The organism is Clostridium pacaense, from assembly GCF_020709765.2.
In the GTDB taxonomy this organism is placed as follows: Bacteria; Bacillota; Clostridia; order Lachnospirales; family Lachnospiraceae; genus Enterocloster; species Enterocloster hominis.
This window is the reverse complement of sequence record NZ_JAJFEB020000014.1, coordinates 61,824-88,709: the sequence shown is the minus strand read 5'-3', so window position 1 is coordinate 88,709 and position 26,886 is coordinate 61,824. Positions and strand designations below refer to the sequence as shown.

Sequence of the window (26,886 nt, the reverse complement as noted above, 5' to 3'; positions counted from 1 at the left end):
CACTATTTCACATAATCCGGGAAGTACTTCTCAATAAAGCTTGTATCCGTATCACCTTCCTGGAATGCATCATTTTCCAGAATCTCGTACTGGAAGTTAATATTGGTTTCAATTCCCTCAATAACAACCTCGCCCAGGGCGCTGCGCATCTTGGCAATGGCCGACTCCCTGTCTTTATCATACACAATCAGCTTCATCAGCATGGAATCGTAATTGGCCGGAACCTTGTAATCGCTGTAGATATGGGTGTCCACCCTGACCCCGTTGCCCCCGGGTATGTGGACATTGGTGATAAGGCCCGGACACGGCATGAAGTTCTTTGAGGGGTTCTCGGCGTTGATACGGCACTCAATGGCATGGCCCTTAATGGTCACGTCTTCCTGGGTCACGCTTAAGGGTTCCCCTGCAGCCACACGGATCTGCTCCTTAATCAGGTCCATGCCGGTAACCATCTCGGTCACGGGATGCTCCACCTGGATCCTGGTGTTCATTTCCATGAAATAGAAGTTCTTATCCTTGTCTAAAAGGAATTCAATGGTGCCCGCATTCTCGTATCCAACGGCCTTGGCCGCCCGCACCGCGGTATCGCCCATCCTGCGCCTGAGTTCAGGGGAAATGACGTCGCAGGGAGCTTCCTCCAGCACCTTCTGGTGGCGTCTCTGGATGGAACAGTCACGTTCCCCCAGATGGACCACGTTGCCGTGCTTATCCGCCATGATCTGGAACTCCACATGCCTTGGCTTTTCAATGTATTTCTCAATATACATGGTGTCATCGGAGAAGCCCTTCACGGACTCCATCTGGGCCGCATTGAAAAGCTCCGTAAAATCCTCTGCGCTCCTGGATATACGCATGCCTTTTCCGCCGCCGCCCGAAGACGCCTTAATCATCACCGGGAAGCCGATTGTCTTTGCCATCTCAAGGCCGTCCTGCGGGGTGTGCACCGGTTCCTTGCTGCCCGGCACCACGGGCACGTCTGCCTCCATCATGGTTTTGCGGGCTTCTGACTTGTTGCCCATCTTGCTTATGATTTCAGCGGACGGTCCGATAAAGGTAATGTTACATTCCGCACACAGCTTGGCAAACTTGGCATTCTCTGAAAGGAAGCCAAATCCCGGATGGATGGCGTCGGCCTTCATGGCAACGGTTGCAGCCAGGATGCGCTCCATATTCAGATAGCTCTGGCCAGAGACAGCAGGCCCGATACAGATGGCTTCATCAGCCAGCAATGTATGAAGGCAGTCCTTATCCGCCTCAGAATACACGGCAACGGTCTGTATGCCCATCTCACGGCATGCACGGATGATACGGACCGCAATCTCACCTCTATTGGCAATCAAAATCTTGTTAAACATCGGTATTCTCCCTCGATTCCCAAACTATTTAGTCTGTACTATCCAACCATGAAGGTCAGCTCTGCGCTTACCGCCAGCTTGCCGTCCACCGTGGCAGTGGCCTTGCCCACGCCCACAGGGCCTTTCTGCTTGATGATCTCGCACTCCAGCTTCACTTTATCCCCCGGCACGACCTTGCGCTTGAATTTGGCCTTGTCGATTCCGCCAAAGTAGGCAACCTTTCCCTTAAAACCTTCCTGGGACAGGATGGCTACCGCGCCTGTCTGGGCCAGTGCCTCCACCAGAAGGACGCCCGGCATGACCGGTTCCTGAGGGAAATGTCCCTTGAAAAATGACTCGTCATAAGTCACGCATTTATATCCAACCGCCCGCAGGCCCGGTTCCAGCTCTTCGATACAGTCAATCAAGAGGAAGGGATGTCTGTGAGGTATGATTTCCTGGATTTCTTTTACTCCCATTAACATGGTGTTTTCCTCCTGTTTATTTAATCCTGAACAGCGGCTGTCCGTATTCCACCACTTCCTCGTTGTTCACAAGGATGGCTTCCACCACGCCGTCATATTCGCTTTCTATCTCGTTCATCAGCTTCATGGCCTCGATGATGCCCAGTACCTGGCCCTTCTTCACGGTGTCACCCACCTTTACGAATGCATCCGCATCCGGTGAGGAGGACTCATAGAAGGTCCCTACCAGGGGGGAGGTCACTACTTTATCCGAACCGATATCCACGCCCGCTGTCTGGACCGCCGTCTCCTGTACCTGGGACACGGTGATGCCTGCGCCGGCTGCCGTGTTAAGCATCTGGACAGCCGCCTGGTCCATGGACGGAGCTGCAACCGTGACAATCTGCGGCTGCTCCTTCTTGCACTTTAAGGAGAGCTTCATGTTGCCTTCTTCCAATTCAAAGCTGGTCAGCTTGTTCTCAGATACCGCCTGGATCAACTGAATGATTTCATCTATATTCATCACATTCTCCTCCTGTTATTCGCTGAATTTCCTGACAATCAGGCTGGCATTGTGCCCGCCGAAGCCAAGGGAGTTACTGATGGCAACATTGACATCCATGGCAACGCCGTCCCCTTGGGTGTAGTCCAGGTCACAGCCCTCGCCCGGTTTCTCAAGGCCGACGGTTGCATGTACGTACCCGTCTTCAATGGACTTGACGCAGGTTATGAATTCCACACCGCCTGCAGCGCCTAAAAGATGGCCAATCATGGACTTCGTGGAGTTAATCTTCACCTTCTTTGCATGTTCCCCCAGGGCCAGCTTAATGGCCTTTGTCTCAAACAGGTCATTGTGATGGGTGCTGGTTCCGTGTGCATTTACATAGTCAATGTCCTCCGGCTTTAGGCCTGCATCCTTAATGGCATTCTCCATGGCGCGGGCAGCGCCGCTTCCGTCCTCTGCCGGGGATGTGATGTGGAAAGCGTCGCAGGTTGCGCCGTAGCCCACTATCTCAGCCAGGATATTGGCACCGCGGGCCTTTGCATGCTCTAAGGATTCAAGGACAACCACGCCTGCGCCCTCGCCCATGACAAAGCCGTTGCGGTCCTCGTCAAATGGGATGGATGCACGTGCAGGGTCATCCGTGGTATTCAGGGCGGTCAGTGAGGTGAATCCTGCAATACCGATGGGGGTAATGCTGGCCTCTGCCCCGCCTGCCACCATCACATCCGCTTCTCCGTACTGGATGGAACGGAATGCCTCGCCGATGGAGTGGGTGCCTGTGGCACAGGCCGTGACCACGTTAAAGCATTTGCCCTTCAGTCCGAATTGGATGGCAACATTGCCTGCCGCCATGTTGCTGATCATAAGAGGCACCAGCAGCGGATTCACACGGCTGGGTCCCTTTTCCAGAAGCTTCTGGATATCTTTTTCCATGGCCTGGAGGGAACCGATTCCAGATCCCACGCACACGCCTACGCGGTAGGGGTCTTCCTTCTCCATGTCAATGCCTGAATGCTCCAGGGCTTCCTTGGACGCAGCAACTGCGAACTGGGAAAATGCCTCCATGCGGCGCGCTGCCTTGGGGTCCATGTAATCCTTGGCATTAAAGCCCTTTACCTCGGCTGCCAGCTTACACTTATAATCAGTTGTATCAAAATATGTGATGGGGGCGATTCCCACCTTCTTGTCCTTCAATCCCTGCCAGAAACTTTCCACGTCATTGCCAATGGGGGTAATGGCGCCCATACCGGTAATCACAACTCTTGTTTTCATACGCTCACACTCCTGTCCTTCTCTACATTGCCATGCCGCCGTCTACACAGAGAACCTGGCCTGTTATATACTTTGCATCTTCGGAAGCCAGGAATGCCACTGCATTGGCAATATCCTGGGTCTCCCCGAACTTCTTCATGGGAATCTGCTCCGTGACAGAGGATTTGATGCTGTCACTGAGCACATCTGTCATTTCCGTTGTAATGAAACCAGGGGCCACTGCATTGACCGTGATTCCCCTGCTTGCAAGCTCCCTTGCAGCGGATTTGGTGATTCCGATCACGCCGGCCTTGGCCGCGCAGTAGTTGGCCTGGCCCGCATTGCCCAGCACGCCGGACACGGAAGAGATATTGATGATCCTTCCCGCCTTCTGCTTTAGCATCTGGCGTGAGATATGTTTGATACAGTTAAATACACCCTTTAAATTGGTGTTTATGACCGCGTCAAAATCCTCCTCGGACATCTTCATCAGCAGGTTATCCCTGGTGATTCCTGCGTTGTTAACCAGGATATCCAGGCGTCCATATCTGGAAACGATATCTGCCAGCATCTGTCCGCAGGCCTCGAAGTCGGAAACATTGCACTGCAGCGCCTCTGCCCTGCCTCCTGCGGCCTCTATCTCTTTTACCACTTCCTCCGCCTTTTGGGCAGAGCCATTATAGTTTACAATCACCGCAGCACCCTTTGCTCCCAGGGTCAGGGCTATCTGACGGCCAATCCCACGGCTGGCGCCTGTTACCAGTGCAATCTTTCCTTCCAGCATACTAAAATCTCCTTTCGCTGCATTGAACGCGTGACGTCATTCCCGGACGCCTACTTCAATGCCTCCACTACCTTGTCTATATCTTCCAGTTTTTCCACGTTCATGGTCCTTACTTCTTTGTTGATTTTCTTCATGAATCCTGCCAGTGTCCTGCCAGGCCCAATCTCGATGAAGGTGTCCACCCCTTCATTTATCATGGTTTCCACGCTCTGCTGCCAGCGCACGGATGAGGATACCTGCCTGGTCAGCAGGTCCTTTACAGGCTCTGCCGTTGTGACAGGCTGCGCATTGACATTTGCCACATAAGGAATCCGAGGGGTGTGGATATCCACATCCGCCAGTACCTGGGCCAGCTTCTCCCCTGCTCCGGTAAGCATGCCTGAATGGAAGGGACCGCTTACGTTCAGCATCAGGGCACGCTTTGCCCCTGCAGCCTTAAGCTTTTCACAGGCCTCTTCCACTGCCGCCTTTTTGCCGGAAATCACAATCTGTCCCGGGCAGTTGTAATTGGCAATCCACACGCCTTCCATGGATCCGGTGACAGCTTCGATGGCAGCTGCGTCCAGTGCCAGGATGGCTGCCATGGCGCCTTCTCCCACAGGAACCGCTTCCTGCATCAGGATTCCTCTCTGGCGCACCGTGCGGATGGCGTCCTCGTCACTCATGACGCCGGCTGCCGCCAGCGCACAGTATTCTCCCAGGCTCAGTCCGGCCGCCATATCCGGCTTAATCCCCTGTTCCTCCAGCACCCTCATCATGGCGATGCCTGCAGTGACCATGGCTGCCTGGGTGTATTCCGTTATATCCAGTCTGTCGTTTTTCTCAAAACACAGCTCCGGCATGGAAAATCCCAGAAGCTCACTGGCCTTGTCAAAGATTTTTTTCCCTGTCTCCGTCTGCTCATAGAAATCCTGGCCCATGCCGCAGACCTGTGCTCCCTGTCCTGGGAAAATAAATGCAATCCTGCTCATCCTCTTACCCCTCTTAATTCCAGTGCATAAGGCTGGATGCCTCTGCCATCATCTCTTCAATCATTTCCTTACAGGACTGCTTCTTGGATATCATGCCTGCAATCTGGCCCGCCATGACGGTTCCGTTCATCACATCGCCATCCTGGACAGCCTCACGCAGCTTGCCCAGTGTCAGGTATTCCAGTTCCTCAAAGGACTTGCCTTCCTGCTCCAGCTTAATGTACTCCCTTGTCATCTGGTTCCTGAGGCCTCTGACAGGATGTCCGTGGCTGCGGCCTGTAACCGTTGAATCAATATCCTTTGCCTTGATGATGCGCTGTTTGTAGTTCTCATGTACCGTACATTCATCCGCCACCACAAACCTGGTCCCCATCTGCACGGCCTCTGCGCCCAGCATGAAGGCTGCTGCGATTCCCCTTCCATCGCCGATACCGCCTGCCGCGATGACCGGGATGGACACAGCGTCCACGACCTGTGGCACCAGGGTCATGGTTGTCTCCTCGCCGATATGGCCGCCGGATTCCATTCCCTCTGCCACAACCGCGTCAGCGCCGTACTTTTCCATGCGGCGCGCCTGTGCCACGGATGCAACCACCGGAATCACCTTGATACCGGCTGACTTCCACATTTCCATATATTTTTCAGGATTGCCGGCTCCGGTAATCACAACCTTGATGCCTTCCTCCACCACTACCTTTGCAACATCATCCGCATGGGGACTTAAAAGCATGACATTGATACCGAATGGTTTCTTTGTCAGTTCCCTTGCCTTGCGGATTTCATCGCGTACCACCTCTCCAGGTGCATTGGCTCCGCCGATCACGCCGAAACCGCCTGCTTCGGACACGGCCGCCGCCAGATTATGTTCTGCTACCCAGGCCATGCCGCCCTGAATAATAGGATATTCAATTCCTAACATTTCTGTAATTCTTGTTTTCATTGTTCTACCTCCAAGTTGTACATTCCTGAGCGAAATTTCCTTAATCAAACAGCGTGTTTCAGTAGTATCCACACGCCGTCGTTGTTTGTATCTCTCTAGTTTTTACGCTTCCACGCCTTTGTTCTTTAAGTAGTTCATAACGTCGCCTACAGTGGTTAACTGCTCCAGGTCTTCAGCAGGAATCTCTACAGAGTACTCATCCTCCAGGGCCATGACCAGTTCAAACAGGTCCAGGGAATCAGCTCCCAGGTCTTCCTTGAAGGAAGATGCCTCTGTTACGGTGTCAGCCTCCACACTTAACTGCTCTGCAATGATTTCTTTCATTTTCTCTAACATGATTGTTGTTCTCCTTTTACATTTTCATAGTTTTTATATTTTAATTTTATTTTTACCATTCTAACAGGGTTGCGCCCCATGTAAGGCCTGCGCCAAAACCTGAGAACACGATTTTGTCCCCGGATTCAAGCATTCCCTTCCTGTTTATCTCATCCAGGAGAAGGGGAACGGACGCACCGCTGGTGTTGCCATAGTGTTCCATGTTGACCGGGAAGCAATCCACACTTACCTTTAAACGCTTTGCAATGGACTCTATGATCCTGTAATTGGCCTGGTGGATGACAAAGTATCTGACTTCTTCCGCCGCAACGCCTGCATCGTCCAGCACCTGCTTGATACATTCAGGTACCTTCCTCACTGCAAACTTAAATACTTCCTGTCCATCCATGGTCATATATCCCAGCTCCGGCTTCTTGCCCAGAAGGAAATTCCCGTTTGTCCTGGAACCGCAGGTCAGCACATTGCCCTTGGTGCCGTCGGAATGCATGTTGATCCCAAGGATTCCTGTCTCATCCGCCTTTACCACCACGGCGCCTGCACCGTCCCCAAAGAGCACACAGGTCCCTCTGTCCGTCCAGTCAATCAGTTTACTTAATACATCGGAGCCAATTACCAAAGCCGTCTTATATATGCCGCTGCTTATGAATGCATGGGCTGTATTCAGCGCATATACAAATCCTGTACATGCCGCGCTGATGTCATAGCAGGCCGCATTGACCGCACCAATCATGCCCTGCACCTCGCACGCCCCATTGGGAAAACAGTAGTCCGGTGAGGAAGTCCCAAGAAGGATAAGGTCAATCTCCTCCGGCTTTACGCCTGACTGTTCCAGTGCCCGCATTGCAGCATTGGCCGCCATGTAGGAGGTGCTTTCAGTTGTGGCAATCCTTCTTTCACCTATTCCCGTCCGGCTGCGGATCCATTCGTCGTTGGTCTCCACAATCTGAGCAAGGTCATTGTTGGTCACTATCTGCTCCGGCACATATGAACCGGTTCCTATGATTCTTGTTGTCATTCTTCTTACCCGTCCCGAATCCGTTCTGCAAGAGGACTCATGCCTTCCATTTTTGTATCCTTTAGGGAAATACTTTGAACATCAAAGTAATACTACAGGAAAGATAAGTATTTGTCAAGAAATATTTTTAGCGTGTTTTTGTGCTTTTTTGTCAAGTTTACTGCTTTTTGACATTTCTTACCATTTCTATCATTTACATATATTGACTTAGCACCCTAAATTTGGTAAGTTTAATTTGTAAAAGGGGATAAAATTATAATAAGGGGGTTGAAAACCATGAAGACAACAGGTGTTATTCGTAAACTGGATGAGCTTGGAAGGATCACGCTTCCTATTGAACTGAGAAGGAGTCTTGACCTGGACGTTAAGGACGGTCTGGAGATTACGGTTCAGGACGACTGCATCATCCTCAAGAAAGCAGAGTGTGCGGATATCTTCACCGGCAGCACGGATGAACTGCTGGAATTTGAAGGTAAGAAAGTTTCTAAACAGTCTGTCATTGCCCTGGCCAAACTGGCCGGATTGAATGTAACTGAGTAAAAGCACATGTACATAGAAAGAACCCGGGTTGCTGCCTTTGATATGGCGGCTGGATGCCTGGGTTCTTTCTATGATTGAGTTAGTCTGCCTATGATGAGGTTACGTGGTCTGCAATTCCCTTACTTACCCTCACAGCCATGTATGGTTGTACATGGCTGTGTATGGTTTGGATCTGTACCTTCAATTTCCTTGTATCATATGTTAAAATGATATTGTATAGCAAATCAATGAAGAAACAGGATGCAAAAATTGTGTGCCCTCTAGTAGTACTAAGGAGGGTGATGCCATGAGCGTGATGGAAGTATTAACATTATTGCTTGTTGTTTTCGCGGCATTGTCATACATAGACAATAAACACAATAAAAAATAGCATCCTCCCCGCCTAAAGTGGATGCTATCTGGATAAAAAACCACTGAGGGCATCAGATTTTGTGTCTGATATCCTTCCTGATTTGATTATACACCAGGCGCTTGTTTTTTTCAAGCGCCTTTTCAAACCTACACTTTCAAAACCAACCTATCCCTTCCTATATTTATAGAAGCTGCTGGTACACATCCCTCTTGCTGATGCCCCGGTCCTTTGCAACGGACTTCATGGCTTCCTTCTTGTCCTGTCCCATGGACATATAGTGTTCCAGGTGCTCCTCAAGGCCCATCTCCTCCCATGTGCGAATCTGTTCTTCCCGAAGCTCCCGGGGGGACCTGCCTTCAATCACGATCACACATTCTCCCTTTGGCTCCTCCTGTCCATAGGCGGCCAGCGCGTCTTCAAAGGTGGTCCTGAAGGCTGTCTCAAACTTCTTGGTCAGCTCCCTTAATATGGTAATCCTGCGGTTCCCCAGCACCTCATATAAATCCTTCAGGGTCCTTACCAGGTGATGGGGCGCTTCATATATTATGATGGTCCTTGTCTCATCCTTAAGCTCCCCCAGTATCCTGGCCCGCTCCTTCTTATCGCCTTTCTCAGAAGGCAGGAACGCCTCAAAGCAAAACCTCCGCGTGGACAGCCCGGACATGGTAAGGGCTGTGATACAGGCCGCGGGACCGGGAAGGGATGTCACCTCAAGTCCGGCTTCATAGCACTGGCGCACCAGCTCCTCACCCGGGTCTGAGATACCCGGGGTCCCTGCATCCGTTATGAGGGCGATGTTAACCCCGTCCTTTAACTGCTCCACCAGGTATCTGGCCTTATCCACCTTATTATATTCATGATAGCTGGTCATGGGCGTCTTAATCTCAAAATGGTTCAGGAGCTTGATACTGTGGCGGGTATCCTCTGCCGCTATCAGATCCACTTCCTTTAATGTCCTGAGGACCCTGAAGGTGATATCCTCCAGGTTGCCGATTGGCGTTGCACAAAGATATAATCTGCCTGCCATGGGTCCCTCCCTTCCGGTACTGCGTTTCGCAGCCCTAATATCCATACGTAACCCTTATCTGCCGGGTATACTCACCCTGTTCATTAAACACGATTACAGGCGCCTCCATCTTAAGCAAGGCCCCGCCGCCGCGCACAGCCTCAATCAGTACCATGTTGGCTTCCCTGTCCACATAGGGGTGGACCATCTTCATACGCTTTGGCTCCAGTCCATGTTTTTTCATGGTCTGGATGATCTCGATGAGCCGCCTTGGCCTGTGGACCATATAGAAACGTCCTCCCGGCTTTAAGACCCTGGTTCCTTCCCGCACAACGTCCTCCAGTGTGCACTTGACCTCATGGCGGGCAATGGCCTTTGCATCCCCCGGGTTCTTAAGTCCATGGGCATCATTCATATAGGGCGGGTTGGACGTGACCACATCAAAAGAGGCCAGGGCAAACAGCTGGCTGGCCTCCACGATATCACCTGTGACAATATCCACCTTTTCTTCCAGATGGTTATATCGGACGCTGCGTCTTGCCATATCCGCGGACTCTTCCTGAATCTCAAGTCCGGTAAAATGCTCCCCCTCTGTCTTTGCAGTGAGAAGGATCGGGATGATGCCTGTGCCTGTGCCCAGGTCCAGCATCCTCTCCCCCTTTTTCACCACTGCAAATCCCGAAAGAAGGACCGCGTCCATACCAAAGCAGAAAGCACCCTTTCTCTGGATGATACCATATTGATTCCGCTGCAGGTCGTCAATGCGCTCGTCGTCCCGCAGCATCACAGGGCCTGCCTGGCTCCAGGTATGTTCCATAGGATAACCTCCGTTTTAATTATCATCCAGCTTTGACTTGCCTTCTCTTTTCTCCAGGGCCTCCAGATGCTTTAACTCTGCATCCGGCACATCCTGGGCCTGCTTGTCCCCGCCCTTTCCCTTCTTCTTCCTGGGCTTGAACTTGAGGTTCTCCACCTTGTATTCCCGGATTTCCTTTTCATCCTTATCCACGGTCACAATCACCTTCACCAGCTGGCGCAGGACATTGACGCTCTGGACCTCTCCCTTTAACCCGTCATTGGTGGTCACATAATCCCCTGTATTAGGAAGCCTGCTGTTAAGGACCTCGTATGTCTCTTCCTCATTCTTAAGGCAGCACATCAGCCTTCCGCAGACACCGGATATCTTGGTAGGATTCAGGGACAGGTTCTGTTCCTTTGCCATCTTGATGGAAACGGGTATGAACTCGGACAGATAGGAGTGGCAGCACAAGGCCCTGCCGCATATGCCGATTCCCCCCATTATCTTTGTCTCATCCCTGACGCCTACCTGGCGCAGTTCAATCCTGGTCTTAAACACGCTTGCCAGGTCCTTTACCAGCTCACGGAAATCAATCCGTCCGTCCGCGGTAAAGTAGAACAGTACTTTATTATTGTCAAATGTATATTCAGCATCAATCAGCTTCATCTCCAGGTTATGCTTCTTAATCTTATCCTGGCAGATTTTGAATGCCTCTTTTTCCTTATTCTTATTCTTTGTTTCCACTGCCTCATCCTCAGCAGTAGCCATACGGATGACCGGCTTTAACGGCGGCACCACTTTGGACTCATCCACTTCACGGTTGCCAAGCACCACATATCCATATTCGATTCCCCTGGCCGTCTCCACAATCACGTGGTCCCCGGTCTTTACCTTACGGCCCGCCGGGTCAAAATAGTAAATCTTGCCTGCTGTGCGGAAACGCACTCCAATCACTGTAATCATTCTGTTCTCCTTTAACTGCCGGCCCGCGCATGGCATTGCCGTATGCCCTGGCCATCTATCCATCTCAATTTACAACTTAACCCCTTAAGCCTCCGGCTTTCCGGGTCATTCAGTTCTCCTTCATGGTCAGGAACATCAGCTCCATGACCAGTTCCATATTCACATTGGCATCCAGGCGCACCCTTGCCTTTTCAATGGCCTGCAGTATCCGCTCAAGTCCGTCATAACCGCTGACCGTGCTCATGGCCTTGATGGTGGAAAACTCATCCTTGAAAATCAGTAGGTTGATATCCTTGGTGGTCTTATACATCAGCACATCCCTGTACCACATCTGCATGAAATCCAGGCATCCGCGGATATCCAGGTTCTCATCCTTCAGCTTACGGATGTACTCCAGAAGTTCAGATATATCCGCATCCTTCAAATGCTTCAGCATGAGGATAAGGGCATCATACATGACCCTGAACTCCTCAGACTCAGCCAGGTGGATGGCCTTGCCCAGGTTTCCCCTTGCAAATGCCGCATAGATATCAGCCTGGCTTTCCTCAACTCCCAGGGACTGCACCAGGTATTCCCTTACCACCTCGTCCCTTAACGGCTTAAGCTTAAGCTGCACACAGCGCGACAGGATGGTCGGAAGGAATGCGTCCTGGTTGGTTGTCAGCAGAAGGATGACCGCATAGGACGGCGGTTCCTCAATGGTCTTTAAGAGGGCATTCTGTGCCTGGACCGTCATCTTCTCAGCCTCGTCCACAATATATATCTTGTAATAGCTGCTGTAAGGCCGCACCATGATGGTATCGTTAATCTGTTCCCTTATATCGTCCACGCCTATGCTGGCCGGTTTTTCATGGGTCACATAAATCAGGTCCGGATGGTTGCCCGAGAGCACCTGCTTGCATGCATGGCAGGCCATACACGGGTCCGGCAGCCCCTTTTCACAGAGCAGTTCCAGTGCAAATGCATTGGCAAGGGACTTACGCCCCATTCCAGCTTCCCCGCTTAAGATATAAGCGTGGGATATCTTCCCTGTCTGTACCGCGTTGCGGAAATGCTCCTTTATCTGTTCATGACCTAATATATCGTTAAAACCCAGCATTGTGATGGTCCCCCTTGGCGCAAATGTACTAAAATAGTATATCATAAGAAATTTTCAATGTATACCCTTAAGTTTTTCCAGCGCCATGGCTGGACCTCTGTTGCTTTCCCGTTGTCTTTCCGTTGCTTTCCCGTTGTCATTCCGTCCCTTTCCCGTTCCACCCTCCCGTGCAATCACCTGGCCCATTATTCCTATCCAAAGAAAAAAAGCCATGCAGGACAGCGGTCGTCCGGACCGGTTAGTCCCCCTGCATAGCTTCTGTCATTGTGTGAATCAGTCCAGGATGATTAATGCCATAAACACCAGATCATCATCGCCCGTGTTAGCCAGACCATGCCCCTTGCCGGAGGGTGTGAAGGTCACATCCCCCGCCTTTACCGGACGGGGCACCCCATTGTCATCGTAGTTGCCTGTGCCTGACAGGATATAGTAAGTCTCGCTCTCCCCATGATGTTCATGGTATCCAAGGGAACATCCCGGTTCAATCACCACTTCCGCGTATAGTCCGCATTTGCCATTCAGTTCCTTCCCGCCAAGGATGTGCCTGATAATCACATGGCCTGCGCCTCCGCACATGTTTTCGATTTTTTCTGTTTTCATAAATTTTCTGCCTCTCTTTCCGTGTTTTGAGTCAATCTGAATTGAGTTGATTTGAATTGAGTTACTTAACTATGGTTTAAAATTTTATATTATAACCTATCTTTGTAATTTCCGGGCCATACCGGATATCAGTACTGCTATTTCCTCCATGGTGACCGATTGGCTGACGGTTGTTGCCAGGTTTCTGAAAGTTTTTGGGAATTATCCACTTTCAACATATACGGCATCTGACCTGCCGCCTCTTTGCTTTAAAACTTGTTTTAAAACATAGAGGCGCTTAAGAACGTACATTCTTAAGCGCCTTCGCTTTTCTGTATCCCAACTATCTGTTAATGGTGCATATTATATGAGTATTTTTTTCAAAAGTCAAGGTTTTTCTGGTTTTCATATTCTATCATACATCTGTTATCCCCACTCTGCCAATCCGCATTTTCCTACTCCTGTTTCCTCTTCATATTGCGGAATTCATAGGGGGTCATCTGGAACTTCTGTTTGAAGAGCCTTGAAACACACCTCAATCCCCGCACCTCTCCTGATATTCCGATGGTAACACCCCCAGAAGCTTCTTAAACTGCACACTGGAATACACGGTATCCGAATACCCCACCTGGTCCGCCACCTCATACACCTTCACCCGGCAGTCCTTTAAAAGGGACATGGCAACCTGCATCCTGTAATAGGTCAGGTAGTTGGTAAATGTGTAGTCCGTCTCCTTCTTGAACACGCGGCTTAAATATCCCTCGCTGATTTCCAGATAGCCTGCCGCAGCGCGCTCTGGGCATATTTAAAATCCCCATAGGCGGTCAGGATGATGAATCTGGACCGGCAGCCCATCTCCCGCAGCTTTGTAATCATCTCCACCCCGTCCATACGGGGTATCTTCACATCGGTCACGATAATATCCGGGGACAGGCGCCCTGCCATGGACACGCCTTCCTCCCCGTTGGGGGCCCCCCACAATCACGCATCCCAGGGCCGCCAGGTTCTCAGCCAGGATTGCAATCTCCGGTATCTGGTTAATCCTGGCGTTCCACTTGATGGTATCCAGCGTATTTATAGAGACAATGGGGATTCAGCTGGGTCTGGTACAGCTTCAGAGTAGTCTTATTATATGGTTTCATTATACATTTTTCCATTTAATATTCTTACATTTCTTTTGTTATCCTGAACTTTTGTATATTTTTTATCTATTTTTACTTATATATATATCTATATTGCACACCCCCTCTGCCATTCACATGAATTTGCCTCATTAAGGAATGTAAGGAATATGTATTTTTATTACACTTATTATATTTTTTCCAAAACTTTGTTAATTCAATTGACAAATATAAATAAATTTGCTAGAGTATAATCATAATACCGGGGTTATATTAGTTATAATTTACCATTTTATACAATAGTATTTCAACCCCCGCTCTTTTTTGTTGTTCATATTATCCAATTTCCATCAATGGCAAATGTGGAGGGCCGGAACCGCCTTCACATTGATATAAACCAAACATTATAAGGAGGTATATTATGAAAATTAAGAAAACCCTTGCTGTTCTCCTATCTGCCGCCCTGCTGGCCGGAGGCCTGTCCGGCTGTTCCAAGCCTGCCGCAGACAATAAAGCGGACAGCGCTGACGCCGCGAAGGACACGGATGCCCCAAAGGCAGACGGAGGGATTACCATCACCATGGTTGAATCCCTGACCAGCCCCGAACGTACCAAACTGCTGCGTTCCATGGCTGATAAATACGAGGCTGATAATCCCGATGTAAAAATCAACATCATATCCCCTGCCCAGGAGTCCGCGGATGCCAAGATTGCCCAGATGATGCAGGGCGGCGAAAAAGTTGACATCATTGAAATCCGCGACCACACCCTGAGGACCTATGTCACCAATAACTGGCTGGTCAACATGCAGCCCTATATTGACAACTGGGATGAAAAAGACACCCTCAGCGGCGCGGCTGAAGCAGCCATGCGTATCTGTGACGGCCTGCCTTACTACATGCCATTCGGGTTCTATGAGAGGGCTGTATTCATCCGTGAAGACGTCTTCAAGGAAGCCGGACTTGAATATCCCACAACCTGGAGGGAGCTGATAGACAGGGCCGCCCAGCTGACAAACCCGGCCAGCAGCAAATACGGTTTTTCCTTCCGTGGCATTAACGGATGTTATGAAAACGCCAACCTTATGATTTATGCGGCTGTGGGCTACGACAGACTGGCAGACGATAACGCAGGTTATTTCATTGATGACAATGGAACCACCATCTTCACGCTGCCAGAGACGCGCCAGGCCCTGTTGGATTTCAAGGAACTGTTCCAGAAGGCCTCTCCTGCGGACTCCATTGCATGGGGCTTCTCTGAACAGGTACAGGGCTTCATAAGCGGCACGGCTGCAATCCTGCTTCAGGACTCTGATGCGGTTCCCACCATGACCAGCGATTTAAGCGATGACCAGTGGGATGTCATTCCCCTTCCGATGGGGGATGCCGGCTCCGTATGCCTGCCAAACGGATATGGCGGCTGGGGCCTGACCACGCTCAGCGAGCATCCAGACAAGGCGGCTGATTTCCTGCTGTTCCTCAGCAAGGAAGAAAACAACACTGTTTTTGCCGCCCAGAACGGAACCCTGCCGGTCCACACCACTGCTTTTGAATCAGAGTACTTTAAGGGCGATGAATACCAGACCTATCTCACCTATGCGGAAGATGACAATTACCACTTTGTATATCCCTGCATGATGTATGAAGCATATGCCACCTACAAATCCCAGGTTGATGAGGTCTTCCAGAAGTATCTCAGTGATGAGATCACGGTTGACGACCTTCTGGAGTGGCTGGACGGCTTCTGGACCGAGGCATTTAAGACAGAGGGTAAACTCTGGTAACCTGAAGCACAAAGTGGAACGCACATCTGACGGAAAGCAATTTTCAAACACACCCTGGGGCACGGAGCAGTCAAATGCTCCGTGCCCCAAATACTACCGGCATCCTGAAAGGAGTGAATGCATTGAAACGCACCAAGAAAGAACAAAATGACGCGCGGTTTATATTCCTTATGCTTTTCCCCGCGCTGTTGGTCCCAGTCTGTATGACCTACTATCCCATGTTCAAGGGTATTGTCATGGCTTTCCAAAACTATAAGCTGACAAATATCAACAATATTTACTGGAACAACTTCGCAAACTTCAAACAGCTTTTTACCCGTTCCATCACAAACGAGTTCTACGGTACCATGAAAAACACAATGATATGGGTGGTTGTGTCCCTGGCGTTCCAGTTCCTGGTCGGATTTGGACTGGCCCTGATCCTGAAAAAGAAATTCCGCGGCAGTTCCCTGTACCAGGGACTTGTATTTTTCCCATGGGCTGTCTCCGGCTTTGTCATTGCCTTAATATGGCGGTGGATGTTCAATGGTACTTCCGGTGTGTTCAATGATATGCTGATGCGCATGGGCCTGATTGGAGAACCGGTAGGCTGGCTGGCAAGCAAGAACACGGCCATGCTTTGCTGCGTCATCACCAACATATGGTACGGCGTCCCATTCTTTACCATCATGATTTCCGCTGCACTGCGCGGCATCGACCCCGGCCTCTATGAAGCAGCCGAGGTGGACGGTGCCAATCCCCTGCAGAGATTCTGGGCCATCACGGTCCCCAGCATCAGCCCGGTGCTGAAGCTGACCCTGCTTTTACGTGTCATCTGGATTTTCAACTTCGCAGAAATCATTTACACCATGACGAAGGGCGGTCCCTCCGGATCAACTGAAATCATCACAACCCTGATGATGAAATTCATCGATTCCTTTGACTATGGCATGGCCAGCGCCACCGGTGTCGTATGTATCATCATCCTGACCATTTTCGCATCTTCCTATGTGGGTATGCTGAAGATGGAAGACGCGGAATGAGAGGGGGAATATATATGAAGCACCATACATCACGCCGGACCAAAAGAACCATGGCCAAATCCGTAAAAGGGGTATTCCTGATACTATATCTGATTATTGTCATGTTCCCATTTTACTGGATGTTAAATACGTCGCTGAAATCATCCATGACCGATATTTACGCATTCCCGGTAACCTACTGGCCGGAACAGCCGAGCCTGGTTAATTATCTGGAAATCCTGTGGAAGGGCAATTTCACCACCTATGTGCGCAATTCCTTTTTCTACTCCATGATTGCCAGTGTGGCCGCTGTAATTGTAGGCCTGTGTGCCTCCTACGTATTATCGCGTTTTAAGTTCAGAGGAAAGAAGGCAGTGCTGATTTTCTTCCTGGTCACCCAGATGGTTCCCGTATTCACAGTACTGGCGCCCATGTACCAGATTCTTGCCAAGCTGCACCTGCGCAATACCTTTTTCACCCTTCCTCTGTTGTACTTCAATATGTGTATCCCGTTCTCCGTGGTGACCCTGCGCGGATTCTATGCAGGCGTGCCGGTTTCCCTTGAGGAAGCCGCCCGGATTGACGGATGCAGCCGCTTAAAGGCCATCTGGCACATTTCCCTGCCAATCATGAAGCCTGGCATTGCGGCTACACTGATTTTTGATTTTATCAACAGCTGGAACGAGCTGTTCATGGCAACCTATTTTATTGATGAGGAAACTTATAAGACAATTACGGTAGGACTTAATTCCCTTATTCTCAAATATGATGTAAAATGGGGGGAGATGGCAGCCGGTTCCATCCTTGCGCTGCTGCCCACCATCTTCTTATTCGCATTTGCCCAGAAATATATGGTAGAAGGCCTGAGCGCCGGCGCTGTTAAGGGTTGATGCAGACTGACAATTGATGGAGGAATATAAATATGGATATCTTTTTTACCGAGGAAAAACTGGCCTGCAGGATTGATGCCCTGGCCCCATGGCGCATGAGGGACGCAGTAAAAGCCCATGGCCTGCGGATGCTTAAGTGTCCCCCGGAGGATGTCAATCCGTCCCCGCCTCCTATGGATGACGGCTGGACGGAAGCGGCTTTGGGGCAGGAATGGTCCGGACGTGACAAATATCTGTGGCTTTCCTGCGATTTGGAATTCCCGGCCCAGTGGAGCGGCAGGCAGCTGGTGGGCCTGTTTAATTTCGGTGTCACCGGCAGCTGCTCCACTTATGGATTCGAGGCCCTTTTATATGTGGACGGCACTCCCTTCCAGGGCGTGGATACCCACCACCAGGAAGTGTATTTCCCGGAACATTATGCAGGGCGTACCGTGCCTGTGGTATTCCGCCTCTGGTCCGGGCTGGAGGGCGGGGGCGTCCCCCGGACCATGACCCATGTATTCAGACAGGCTGAGACAGCGTGGCTGGATGAATCCGTGGACCAGCTGTATTATACCGGCCGGATGATCCTGGAAACACTGCCGCTGCTCTCTGATAATGATCCTGTCCGTACAGCCCTGAGGGATGCCCTTAACCAGGCACTTTTGGCAGTGGACTGGCGGGACGGGGGGAGCGGGGCATTCTATGCTTCCGTCAAAACAGCGTGGGATACCCTGGACAGGCTCCTGGCTTCCATGGATAAGCAGTCCATCGTGGACCTGGTATGTGTCGGCCACACCCATATTGATGTGGCATGGCTATGGCGTTATAAGCACACCCGCGAGAAGTCTGCACGCTCCTTCTCCACCGTACTGCGGTTAATGGAACAATATCCGGAATACACGTTCCTGCAGTCCCAGCCCCAGCTTTATGAGTATATCAAAAACGACTTCCCCGAAATCTATGAGGGAATCCGCCAGAAAATCCGGGAAGGGCGCTGGGAAGTGGACGGCGGCATGTGGATTGAGGCAGACTGCAACATTCCCAGCGGCGAGTCCCTTACCCGCCAGATTCTAGTGGGCACCAGGTTTACGGAAAAAGAATTCGGCACCAGGATGCACTATCTGTGGCTGCCGGATGTGTTTGGATACTCATGGGCCTTGCCCCAGATACTGAAAAAGTCCGGCCTGGACACATTCATAACCACAAAAATCAGCTGGAATGAATGCAACCAGATGCCCCATGATACCTTTTACTGGGTGGGGATTGACGGAACAAAGATCTTGACCCATTTCATCACCACGCCTGCTGCATCGGAAGAACAGGGAACGTGGTACTATACTTATAATGGCGAGATGGTTCCAGGGGCTGCCGCCGGAATCTGGAATAACTACAGGAACAAGGACCTGACCTCCAAACTGCTGATGGCTTACGGCTACGGTGACGGCGGCGGCGGTGTCAACCGGGAGGAACTGGAGCAAAGGCGTATCATTGACCGTCTGCCCGGCCTGCCGCATATCCGGCATGGCAACGGAGCCCGGTACTTCAAGGAACTGCAGGACAGGGTAGACTCCACAACTGCCTATTTCCCGGAATGGGACGGCGAACTGTATCTGGAAAACCACCGCGGGACATACACCAGCCACGCCTATAATAAATGGATGAACCGCCGCCTGGAGTACCTGTACCGGGATACGGAGTGGCTTGCTGCAATGGCTGCATGCAGTCAGGGGCGTCTGTCCGGTGAGGAACAGGAAGCCCTGACAGAAGGATGGAAAATCATCCTCCGAAACCAATTCCACGATGTAATCCCAGGCTCCGCCATCCGTGAGGTCTATGAAGACTCCTTCCAGGAATACAAAGAGGCATGGGACATCGGAGAAAAAATCAGCGGTAATGCCTGCCATATCCTGGCCCGGGGCGGGGACGGACTGTCGGTCATCAACAGCGGTAACTGGACCTATGAGGGGCTGGTGGAGCTGCCTGATTCACCGGACACCGCCTACCTTGGACCGGACGGCAGACCCTGCCCCATGCAGCATTGCAAAGGAAAGACCTATATCAGCTGCACGGTCCCGCCAATGAGCATAAAAGCCCTGACAGCCGTTAAAACCGCTCCCCCAAAAGAACAGGCATCAGCCTTGGAAACACCCTTTACCTTTGACGGGCATACCCTCTCCACACCATACTATGAAATTGAATTGAATGAAAAAGGACAGCTTACCAGCCTTTATGACAAGGATAACCGGCGCCGGGTACTGGCTCCCGGGGAGCGGGGCAATGTCCTGCAGTTCTTTGAGGACCGCCCCAATATGTGCGATGCCTGGAATATCAATCTGTTCTACCAGGAAAAGATGTGGGAAGCCGAGGACCTGGTAACCATGGAACTTACGGAAAATGGTCCCCTGTGTGCAGTAATCCATATGGAATGGAAATACAGCAAATCCTATATCTGGCAGGACCTCTGCGTATACGCCAACGAGCGCCGTATTGATTTTAAGACCCGGGTGGATATGCATGAAACCCACCAGCTGATGAAGGCCGCATTCCCGGTTGACATCCGCACCACATATGCCACCTATGATATCCAGTATGGCAATGTGCGGCGGCCTAACAACTGGAATACCAGCTGGGATATTGCCAAATTCGAGATGGTCCTGCACAAATGGGTGGACCTTTCCGACAGCGGCTACGGCGTCAGCCTGATGAATGATTCCAAATACGGCTGCGACGTAAAAGGTAACCTTCTGAGGCTGACCCTGATAAAGACCGCCACCAACCCCGACTATCTCCAGGACCAGGGAATGCATCAGTTTACCTACTCCCTGTACCCCCATGCAGGGGATGTGGCCCACAGCCATACGGAACAGGCGGCATACTATCTTAATAACCCGGTCAGGACCTGTGCCGGAACCATCCAAACCGGCAGCTTCCTCAGTTTCAGCGCTGAAAATATCATGCTGGACGCAGTAAAATGCTCGGAAGACCGGAAGTATCTGGTTGTCCGGTTCCATGAATTTGCCGGGGCGCAGACACGGTTCACCATAACGCCTGGATTTGATTACGCTGCCTGGACGGAGGGCAGCCTTCTGGAAGACCCCACTGAGGACTTCCGCTCCGCCGGATGCCTGGAACTGACCATACATCCTTTTGAAATAAAAACACTGATGTTTCAGCTAAGCTGAAAGGAGCACATACTATGTCATACTTCGCCGGAATCGATCTGGGCGGGACAAAATCAGCTGCCTGTATTGCAGAAATCCGCGACGGGGATATCCATATCCTGAAAAAGGCCAAATTCCCCACCATTGCCCACAGTCCACAGGCCACCCTCTTAAAGCTTAATTCCCTTCTGCACGGCCTTCTGTCAGACTGCGGTATTGAATCCGGAAACCTGGAGGCCATTGGTATTTCCTGCGGAGGTCCCCTGGACGCGGCCAGGGGGGTCATATTGTCACCGCCCAACCTCCCGGCCTGGGACCATATCCAGGTATGCCGCTGGTTTTCAGAAGAATTCAAGGTTCCAGCATTCCTTGAAAATGACGCCAACGCCTGCGCCCTGGCCGAATGGCAGTTCGGCGCGGGCGCGGGCACGGAAAACATGATATTCCTCACCTTTGGCACCGGATTTGGCGCCGGACTGATCCTGGGCGGCAGGTTGTACGGAGGAAGCTGCGGCCTGGCCGGTGAAATCGGACATGTCCGCGCAGAGCAGGCAGGCCCTGTCGGCTATGGGAAAGCCGGAAGCTATGAGGGTTTCTGCAGCGGCGGCGGGATTGCCCGCTTTGCCAGGGACGCAATTGAAAAGCAACTGTTCCAAGAGTCCCCCCGGCAGCTTCTGGCTGCTTCCGGGGAGATAAACGCCAGGGAAATATGCCGCCTTGCAGACTCAGGAGATCCCTTCTGCCTGCATATCATAAACATCTGCGCCACAAAGCTGGGCCAATGCCTGGCCATGCTCATCGATCTTTTAAATCCGGATGCAATTGTCATCGGAAGTATCTACGAGCGCAATGTGGGCCTGTTCCTGCCCACCATAGAAGAGACCATTGCCCGGGAAGCCCTCCCGGCCTCTGCAGGACGGTGCAGCATACTTCCCAGCGCCCTTGGGGATGATATTGGCGATTACGCGGCGGCAGCCGTGGGTTATATGGGGCTTGGCAACGTCCAGGACCTTGCCGGATCAGGAAACCACATCAGGAATTAAATACAAATATGGAAGGAAACCTATATCACTATGAATTCAAATTCCGGTCTTAATGCAGCTGGCTTAAAACAGAATAACAGGACCCTGCTTCTTCAGCAGCTCCAGTTCCACCCCCGTTCCAGGGCTGACTTAGCCAGACTTACCGGCCTGACCCGGGCGGCTATCACCAACATCGTGGACCAGCTGTCTTTGGAAGGTGTGATTCTGGAAGGACAGCGGCAGGAAGGCGGCAGCGGCAGGCCTTCGGTCAACCTGGAGCTGAATCCCCAGGCATACCACGCCGTGGGCCTGTGCCTGAAGCGTGACTACATGCACATGGGAATCGTGGATTTGTGCGGCAACATCCTGTATAACCACAGGGAACCCATTGATAACCTGCCAGATGACCCTCAGGACGCTGTTGCTGCTGTCATCGGCCGCATCCAGAGGATGCTGGCCCAGCATCCTGCCCCCGGTAAGCTGTTAGGAATCGGCGTATCTTCTCCCGGCCCCCTGGACAGGACAACGGGATATATCCTGAAGCCCCCCAACTTCGCCCGTTTCAGCAATACGCCCATCGCGCCCATGCTGGCCAGCCAATTTCAATGTACCGCCTTGCTGGAAAATGACATCATGGCCCTGGCCCTGGCGGAAAATGTTTACGGCATAAGAGGAAAATATACAAACTTCCTGGAACTGGTGGCTGACGCCGGTATTGGCGGCGGCCTGATCCAGGACGGAAAACTGTCCCAGGGAATGCGTGGTCTGGGACATATCTCCCTGGACATCCACGGTCCCCGGTGCCAATGCGGCAACTATGGATGTGTGGAGATATTTGCCACCATAAGCAGGATTGTGGAATGGGCCAGGACACAGGACCCAGGTCTCAGGGATTGGTCCATCATCGTGGACCGGGCGTACAGCCGGGAACCGGCGGCCATGCATGTGCTTGAAAAAGAAGCCGGATATCTGGCCGCAGCCATTACCACGGCAGCTAATATTGTGGATTTCGACGCAGTGGTCCTGTCCGGCAGCCTGGCCTACCGCTCCAGGCTTTTGTCTGAACAGATTCAGGACCTGGTAAACCAGAGAACCTTTAACAGCAATGAACGGACCGTGGAGGTCATTGCCTCCCAGCTGCCGGAGCATTACTATATCCTGTCCGGCGCAACCCTCATATTCTCCCATTGGATGGAGCACAGCTGCTAAACATATCATTACATAAGGGAGTGTCATGTCATATGATTACATATCAGCCTGAAATTATGGATTTAACAAAAACCAGAACATTTACAGCGAAAAACCGCACCAATCTGGTGACTGTAAATAACCTGCTCGTACCTGGGGAATACAGGCCCAAGCCTTTTGACTCCCAGGACTTTACAATACTCTGTGAAAAGCTGAAGGAAGCCCGCCAAAACCACCGCCCCGTGGTATGCTTCTTTGGCGCCCATGTGATTAAATGCGGCTTGTCCAATTATCTTTTATGGTTTGTTAAAAACGGATACATTACCCATCTTGCGGGGAACGGCGCGTGCAGTATCCATGACTTTGAACTGGCCTATCTTGGGGGGACCTCGGAACATGTCCCCACCGCAATAGAGGACGGCACCTTCGGTATGTGGGAGGAAACCGGACGCTGGATGAATGAGGCAGTCATTGCCGGCGCATCACAAAACTACGGTTATGGCGAAAGCCTGGCTCATTATATAGATGAACATCCCAATCAATTCCCTTTCCGGGACCACTGTGTATTTTACCAGGCATACCTTCATGGTGTACCTGCCACCTACCATGTGACCATGGGAACCGACATCATCCATGAGCATCCGCTCTGTAATTTTGAGGCGCTGGGTAAAACCAGCGGCAGGGACTTCGGGTATTTCTGCCAATCCCTGTCCGGACTGGAAGGCGGCGTCTTCCTCAATATAGGCTCCGCCATCACGGGACCGGAGGTATTCTTAAAGGCGCTCTCCATCTGCCGCAACCAGGGCCATGGACTCAGACAGATTACCACTGCCAACTTTGATATCATTCCCCTGGGTGATTACCGGACAGATGTAAGCAAGGAACATTTCCACTATTACTACCGTCCCAGGAAGAACGTAATCAACCGTCCGGTTTCCCTTGGCGGGACAGGCCTGTACATTGAAGGCAACCATATGTGCACGCTCCCCAATTTATATGAACGTCTAAAAGACACGGTGTAACGGAAAGGTGATTATATGGAACAACTATTTTTAACAGAATCAGACCTTGATTCCATCCTGAAAAAACTGCCCAAGGTCAGGATAGGTGTGCTGGGGGATGTGTGCCTGGACCTGTATTGGTTCGCGGATATGAAGCGCAGCACCCTGTCACGTGAAACACCGCACTATAACCTTCCTGTTGTTACCGAGCGCTGGGCGCCCGGGGCCGCCGGCAATGTGGTACAGAACCTAAGCGCCCTTGGCCTGGCCCAGGTTGAGACCCTGTCCATCGTGGGCAATGACTGGAGGGGAAATCTGCTGGATACCGGTTTTAAGGACCTTGGCCTTCCCACGGACTGCCTTATCCGGGACAATTCCCGGGTTACCCCTGCCTATATAAAGCCCAACCGTATGGGGATTTCCAATGTTGTTTATGAAGATCCGCGCATTGATTTCGTGAATTATACGCCCATATCCCAGGAGACAGAACAACAGGTAATCGATGCCCTTACGGCCATGGCCGGACGCGTGGACATTCTGGCTGTGTCAGACCAGCTTCCCTGCGGTGTGGTAACAGGACGTGTACGCCGGACGCTTGAGGATTTGGGAAAACAGGGACTGAAGATTGTTGTTGACAGCCGTGACCAGATCCATACCTACCGCAATGTCATCATTAAACCCAATGAATACGAATCGGCCGCAGCCCTGGGCCGGCAGGTGGAGTGCACCGTGGAAAACTATATCCCTATTGCCGGGGAACTGACAGAACTCACAGGCGCGCCTGTGGTTGTAACACTGGGCGCCCTGGGCGCTGTCTGGGCCGATGGACATGACACCGGTTTTGCCCCTTCTGTCCCGGCTGCAGGCCCCATCGACATCGTGGGTGCAGGAGATACCTTCCTGTCTGCGTTCTGTGCGGCAGCAGCCACAGGATGCGGCATAGGACAGGCCGTGGCATTTGCCAACCTGGCTTCCGGTGTCACGGTTAATAAAATCCATCAGACAGGAACAGCCACTCCCGAAGAAATCCGGGCAAAAAGACAGGAGCAGACAACGTAATGGAACATAGTATAGAAATCATGACATCAACACGGCCCACCCCAGGACAGATCAAGGCGGCCGTCCTGGATTTTGACGGAACGCTTTCCACCCTGCGCCATGGCTGGGAAGAAGTCATGGAACCTCTGATGGTGGAAATGATATGCGGCCCGGACCACAGGGATGACGGTTCCATCCGTCAAGCAGTCCGGGAATATATCAGGGAATCCACGGGAATCCAAACCATACACCAGATGAACTGGCTTGCCGGACAGGTGGAACATTTTAACTTCCACCCGGAACACCATGATGGCTGGTGGTACAAGGATGAGTATAACACGCGCCTTATGAAACAGGTCAGCCAGCGTATTGCAGATGTGGAGAGCGGGCGGAAAAAACCGGATGACTTCCTGATTACGGGTGCGCGCCAATTCCTCCAGGGCCTGAAAGACCGGGGAATTACCATCTATATTGCCAGCGGCACGGACCACAGGGATGTGGTCAGGGAAGCCGAAGTCCTGAAACTTAGTGGTGACTTCGCCCTGGTCCGTGGTGCGCCGGAACACATGATTGCCTGCCCCAAGGAAGCTGTCATCCAGATGATTTTTCAGGAGAAAGCGCTGCAGGGACCGCAGCTGCTGCTTTGCGGCGATGGCAAGGTGGAAATTGCCCTGGGCGTTAAGAATCAGACCTTTACCCTGGGCGTTGCCAGCCTGGAAGGCCCACGCCGCGGGGTCAATCCCGAAAAACGGGCCAAGCTGATACAGGCCGGGGCGCAGGCCATCGTGGGGGATTACCTGGATTCACAGGCAATTTATGAGTATTATGGAATGTAAGATGGGATTCTGAGAATCAGCCGGATTGGCAGACAGCCTGCCTGATCCGGCTGATGGGAGAAAGTCGTTCCAGAAAACGCTCCATTACATAATTGCGGATGATAACCTGTGCCTTGCCACTGTCTCCTTTAGAGATGTTGCGAACAAGAGCTTTCAATTGGCGCGATGTGTGTATCATTATAAAAGCACCTCCAAATACTGACGAACGGTTTTCTCCACTGAAAAGGCTTTAGCGTACCGCAGAAGCAATGGGATATTCTTCTCCTTCAAACGGATATATGTTTTAACTCCCTCTTGCAGATTTTGAATTTCAATATGCCGGCGGCTGCGAAACAAATCGCAGATTGTGCGTTCGGCATTATAAGCCCTTACTGTGTGACCCGATGGTGAGCGCACTTCCACAATACCTTCCCCGAAAAGCTCCTCTTTTACTTTATAAACCTTGATACCCTGCTTCGATAATCCTGCCGAGTTTTTGCCTGTTTTAAAAGTAACAGAAAATGGCGAGGGTTCACGGTTGGCAAGATTCAGAAGGTAAAGAGCTGTTTCGTGAGAGAATACCGCTTCTGGATAACGCACCTGAATTACATATAGTCCATCTTCCCAAACGTCTTGGGACATATATAAGCCGTGGGCAACACGTATAAGCCCATATTTACATACAAAATCTCCGAGAACAGTTCTAGAAACTCCGGCGGCCACCGCATCCGACGTTTTTAAATATCCATTATTTTCTTGTAGCAGCTTATTTAATGTTTCTGCGCTGGTCATAGTATCACCTTACTTTCGTGCCCTTATTATAATTCGTTTGGGCGTAAAAGTAAAGAAGGTTTTTGCAGCGGAGGCGGTATAGCACGTTTTGTCGGGCATCCTTCCCAGTGCCCTGGGTGATGCAATCGGTGATTACGCAGCAGTATCCGTTGGC

Annotated in this window: 27 protein-coding genes; 10 read left to right on the top strand and 17 right to left on the bottom strand. The window is 51.4% G+C overall.

All coding sequences use genetic code 11. The annotated features are described in order from the left end of the window. Positions 1–2: 2 nt before the first annotated feature. The 9 genes from LK536_RS49945 to LK536_RS49905 form a co-directional block, all read right to left on the bottom strand. The gene (locus LK536_RS49945) at positions 3–1,355 is read right to left on the bottom strand and encodes an acetyl-CoA carboxylase biotin carboxylase subunit (protein WP_227796574.1); all 1,353 of its coding nucleotides are present in this window, start codon (positions 1,353–1,355) and stop codon (positions 3–5) included. 38 nt (positions 1,356–1,393) lie between these two features. Beyond that, complete coding sequence (gene fabZ / locus LK536_RS49940) at positions 1,394–1,819, bottom strand: 3-hydroxyacyl-ACP dehydratase FabZ (RefSeq protein WP_008726610.1); 426 nt, start codon at positions 1,817–1,819, stop codon at positions 1,394–1,396. A gap of 16 nt (positions 1,820–1,835) precedes the next feature. Then, complete coding sequence (accB, locus tag LK536_RS49935; RefSeq protein ID WP_025484720.1) at positions 1,836–2,321, bottom strand: acetyl-CoA carboxylase biotin carboxyl carrier protein; 486 nt, start codon at positions 2,319–2,321, stop codon at positions 1,836–1,838. Between the two features lie 15 nt (positions 2,322–2,336). Next, positions 2,337–3,575, bottom strand: coding sequence for a beta-ketoacyl-ACP synthase II (gene fabF, locus LK536_RS49930; protein ID WP_008726614.1), 1,239 nt, complete (start codon positions 3,573–3,575; stop codon positions 2,337–2,339). Between the two features lie 22 nt (positions 3,576–3,597). Beyond that, positions 3,598–4,338 (bottom strand): 3-oxoacyl-[acyl-carrier-protein] reductase, encoded by a 741-nt coding sequence (gene fabG / locus LK536_RS49925; RefSeq protein WP_008726615.1) that lies wholly within the window; start codon positions 4,336–4,338, stop codon positions 3,598–3,600. Positions 4,339–4,388: 50 nt separating this feature from the next. Further along, entirely contained in the window at positions 4,389–5,309 is a 921-nt protein-coding gene (gene fabD / locus LK536_RS49920; RefSeq protein WP_008726617.1) for an ACP S-malonyltransferase, read from the bottom strand. A gap of 13 nt (positions 5,310–5,322) precedes the next feature. Continuing rightward, positions 5,323–6,249 (bottom strand): enoyl-[acyl-carrier-protein] reductase FabK, encoded by a 927-nt coding sequence (gene fabK / locus LK536_RS49915; protein ID WP_008726619.1) that lies wholly within the window; start codon positions 6,247–6,249, stop codon positions 5,323–5,325. Between the two features lie 102 nt (positions 6,250–6,351). Continuing rightward, positions 6,352–6,585: an acyl carrier protein gene (acpP, locus tag LK536_RS49910; protein WP_008726620.1), complete on the bottom strand. Its 234-nt coding sequence runs from the start codon at positions 6,583–6,585 to the stop codon at positions 6,352–6,354. A gap of 52 nt (positions 6,586–6,637) precedes the next feature. Further along, entirely contained in the window at positions 6,638–7,600 is a 963-nt protein-coding gene (locus tag LK536_RS49905) for a beta-ketoacyl-ACP synthase III (RefSeq protein ID WP_227796573.1), read from the bottom strand. A gap of 276 nt (positions 7,601–7,876) precedes the next feature. Between LK536_RS49905 and LK536_RS49900 the strand changes: the two genes are divergently transcribed. Then, positions 7,877–8,140 carry an AbrB/MazE/SpoVT family DNA-binding domain-containing protein gene (locus tag LK536_RS49900; RefSeq protein WP_008726624.1) on the top strand — a complete coding sequence of 88 codons (264 nt, stop codon included), beginning with the start codon at positions 7,877–7,879 and terminating at the stop codon, positions 8,138–8,140. A gap of 533 nt (positions 8,141–8,673) precedes the next feature. Here the strand turns inward: LK536_RS49900 and rsmI are convergent. The 7 genes from rsmI to LK536_RS49865 form a co-directional block, all read right to left on the bottom strand. Further along, positions 8,674–9,519: a 16S rRNA (cytidine(1402)-2'-O)-methyltransferase gene (rsmI, locus tag LK536_RS49895; protein ID WP_227796572.1), complete on the bottom strand. Its 846-nt coding sequence runs from the start codon at positions 9,517–9,519 to the stop codon at positions 8,674–8,676. A gap of 34 nt (positions 9,520–9,553) precedes the next feature. After that, complete coding sequence (locus LK536_RS49890) at positions 9,554–10,315, bottom strand: tRNA1(Val) (adenine(37)-N6)-methyltransferase (RefSeq protein WP_008726629.1); 762 nt, start codon at positions 10,313–10,315, stop codon at positions 9,554–9,556. A gap of 15 nt (positions 10,316–10,330) precedes the next feature. After that, entirely contained in the window at positions 10,331–11,260 is a 930-nt protein-coding gene (locus LK536_RS49885) for a PSP1 domain-containing protein (protein WP_008726630.1), read from the bottom strand. Between the two features lie 109 nt (positions 11,261–11,369). Beyond that, complete coding sequence (holB, locus tag LK536_RS49880; RefSeq protein ID WP_025484714.1) at positions 11,370–12,359, bottom strand: DNA polymerase III subunit delta'; 990 nt, start codon at positions 12,357–12,359, stop codon at positions 11,370–11,372. Positions 12,360–12,632: 273 nt separating this feature from the next. Next, on the bottom strand, positions 12,633–12,959 hold the full coding sequence (locus LK536_RS49875; RefSeq protein ID WP_227796571.1) for a cupin domain-containing protein: 327 nt from the start codon (positions 12,957–12,959) through the stop codon (positions 12,633–12,635). Positions 12,960–13,473: 514 nt separating this feature from the next. Continuing rightward, a complete protein-coding gene (locus LK536_RS49870; protein WP_227796570.1) occupies positions 13,474–13,683 on the bottom strand; it encodes a helix-turn-helix transcriptional regulator in 210 nt (69 codons plus the stop codon). A gap of 5 nt (positions 13,684–13,688) precedes the next feature. Then, positions 13,689–13,883 (bottom strand): response regulator, encoded by a 195-nt coding sequence (locus tag LK536_RS49865; RefSeq protein WP_235712214.1) that lies wholly within the window; start codon positions 13,881–13,883, stop codon positions 13,689–13,691. A gap of 597 nt (positions 13,884–14,480) precedes the next feature. Between LK536_RS49865 and LK536_RS49860 the strand changes: the two genes are divergently transcribed. The 9 genes from LK536_RS49860 (at position 14,481) to LK536_RS49820 (ending at position 25,961) form a co-directional block, all read left to right on the top strand. Further along, positions 14,481–15,842 carry an ABC transporter substrate-binding protein gene (locus LK536_RS49860; RefSeq protein ID WP_227796568.1) on the top strand — a complete coding sequence of 454 codons (1,362 nt, stop codon included), beginning with the start codon at positions 14,481–14,483 and terminating at the stop codon, positions 15,840–15,842. A 122-nt stretch (positions 15,843–15,964) separates the two neighbouring features. Continuing rightward, positions 15,965–16,864, top strand: a complete 900-nt coding sequence (locus LK536_RS49855; protein ID WP_120058321.1) for a carbohydrate ABC transporter permease — start codon at positions 15,965–15,967, stop codon at positions 16,862–16,864. Between the two features lie 14 nt (positions 16,865–16,878). After that, complete coding sequence (locus LK536_RS49850) at positions 16,879–17,733, top strand: carbohydrate ABC transporter permease (RefSeq protein WP_120058322.1); 855 nt, start codon at positions 16,879–16,881, stop codon at positions 17,731–17,733. Positions 17,734–17,765: 32 nt separating this feature from the next. Then, positions 17,766–20,897, top strand: coding sequence for an alpha-mannosidase (locus LK536_RS49845; protein ID WP_227796567.1), 3,132 nt, complete (start codon positions 17,766–17,768; stop codon positions 20,895–20,897). A 14-nt stretch (positions 20,898–20,911) separates the two neighbouring features. Further along, on the top strand, positions 20,912–21,919 hold the full coding sequence (locus LK536_RS49840) for an ROK family protein (RefSeq protein WP_120058292.1): 1,008 nt from the start codon (positions 20,912–20,914) through the stop codon (positions 21,917–21,919). Positions 21,920–21,949: 30 nt separating this feature from the next. Then, positions 21,950–23,107, top strand: coding sequence for an ROK family protein (locus LK536_RS49835; protein ID WP_120058293.1), 1,158 nt, complete (start codon positions 21,950–21,952; stop codon positions 23,105–23,107). Positions 23,108–23,163: 56 nt separating this feature from the next. Next, complete coding sequence (locus tag LK536_RS49830) at positions 23,164–24,108, top strand: GSU2086 family protein (RefSeq protein WP_506092199.1); 945 nt, start codon at positions 23,164–23,166, stop codon at positions 24,106–24,108. 15 nt (positions 24,109–24,123) lie between these two features. Next, entirely contained in the window at positions 24,124–25,146 is a 1,023-nt protein-coding gene (locus tag LK536_RS49825; RefSeq protein WP_227796565.1) for a bifunctional heptose 7-phosphate kinase/heptose 1-phosphate adenyltransferase, read from the top strand. After that, positions 25,146–25,961, top strand: a complete 816-nt coding sequence (locus LK536_RS49820) for an HAD family hydrolase (RefSeq protein WP_120058296.1) — start codon at positions 25,146–25,148, stop codon at positions 25,959–25,961. Before LK536_RS49825 ends, LK536_RS49820 begins: the two co-directional genes overlap by 1 nt. Before the next feature lie 177 nt (positions 25,962–26,138). On the opposite strand, the gene LK536_RS49815 is transcribed toward LK536_RS49820, so the two are convergent. Continuing rightward, a complete protein-coding gene (locus LK536_RS49815; protein ID WP_227796564.1) occupies positions 26,139–26,732 on the bottom strand; it encodes a type IV toxin-antitoxin system AbiEi family antitoxin domain-containing protein in 594 nt (197 codons plus the stop codon). Positions 26,733–26,886 lie beyond the last annotated feature (154 nt).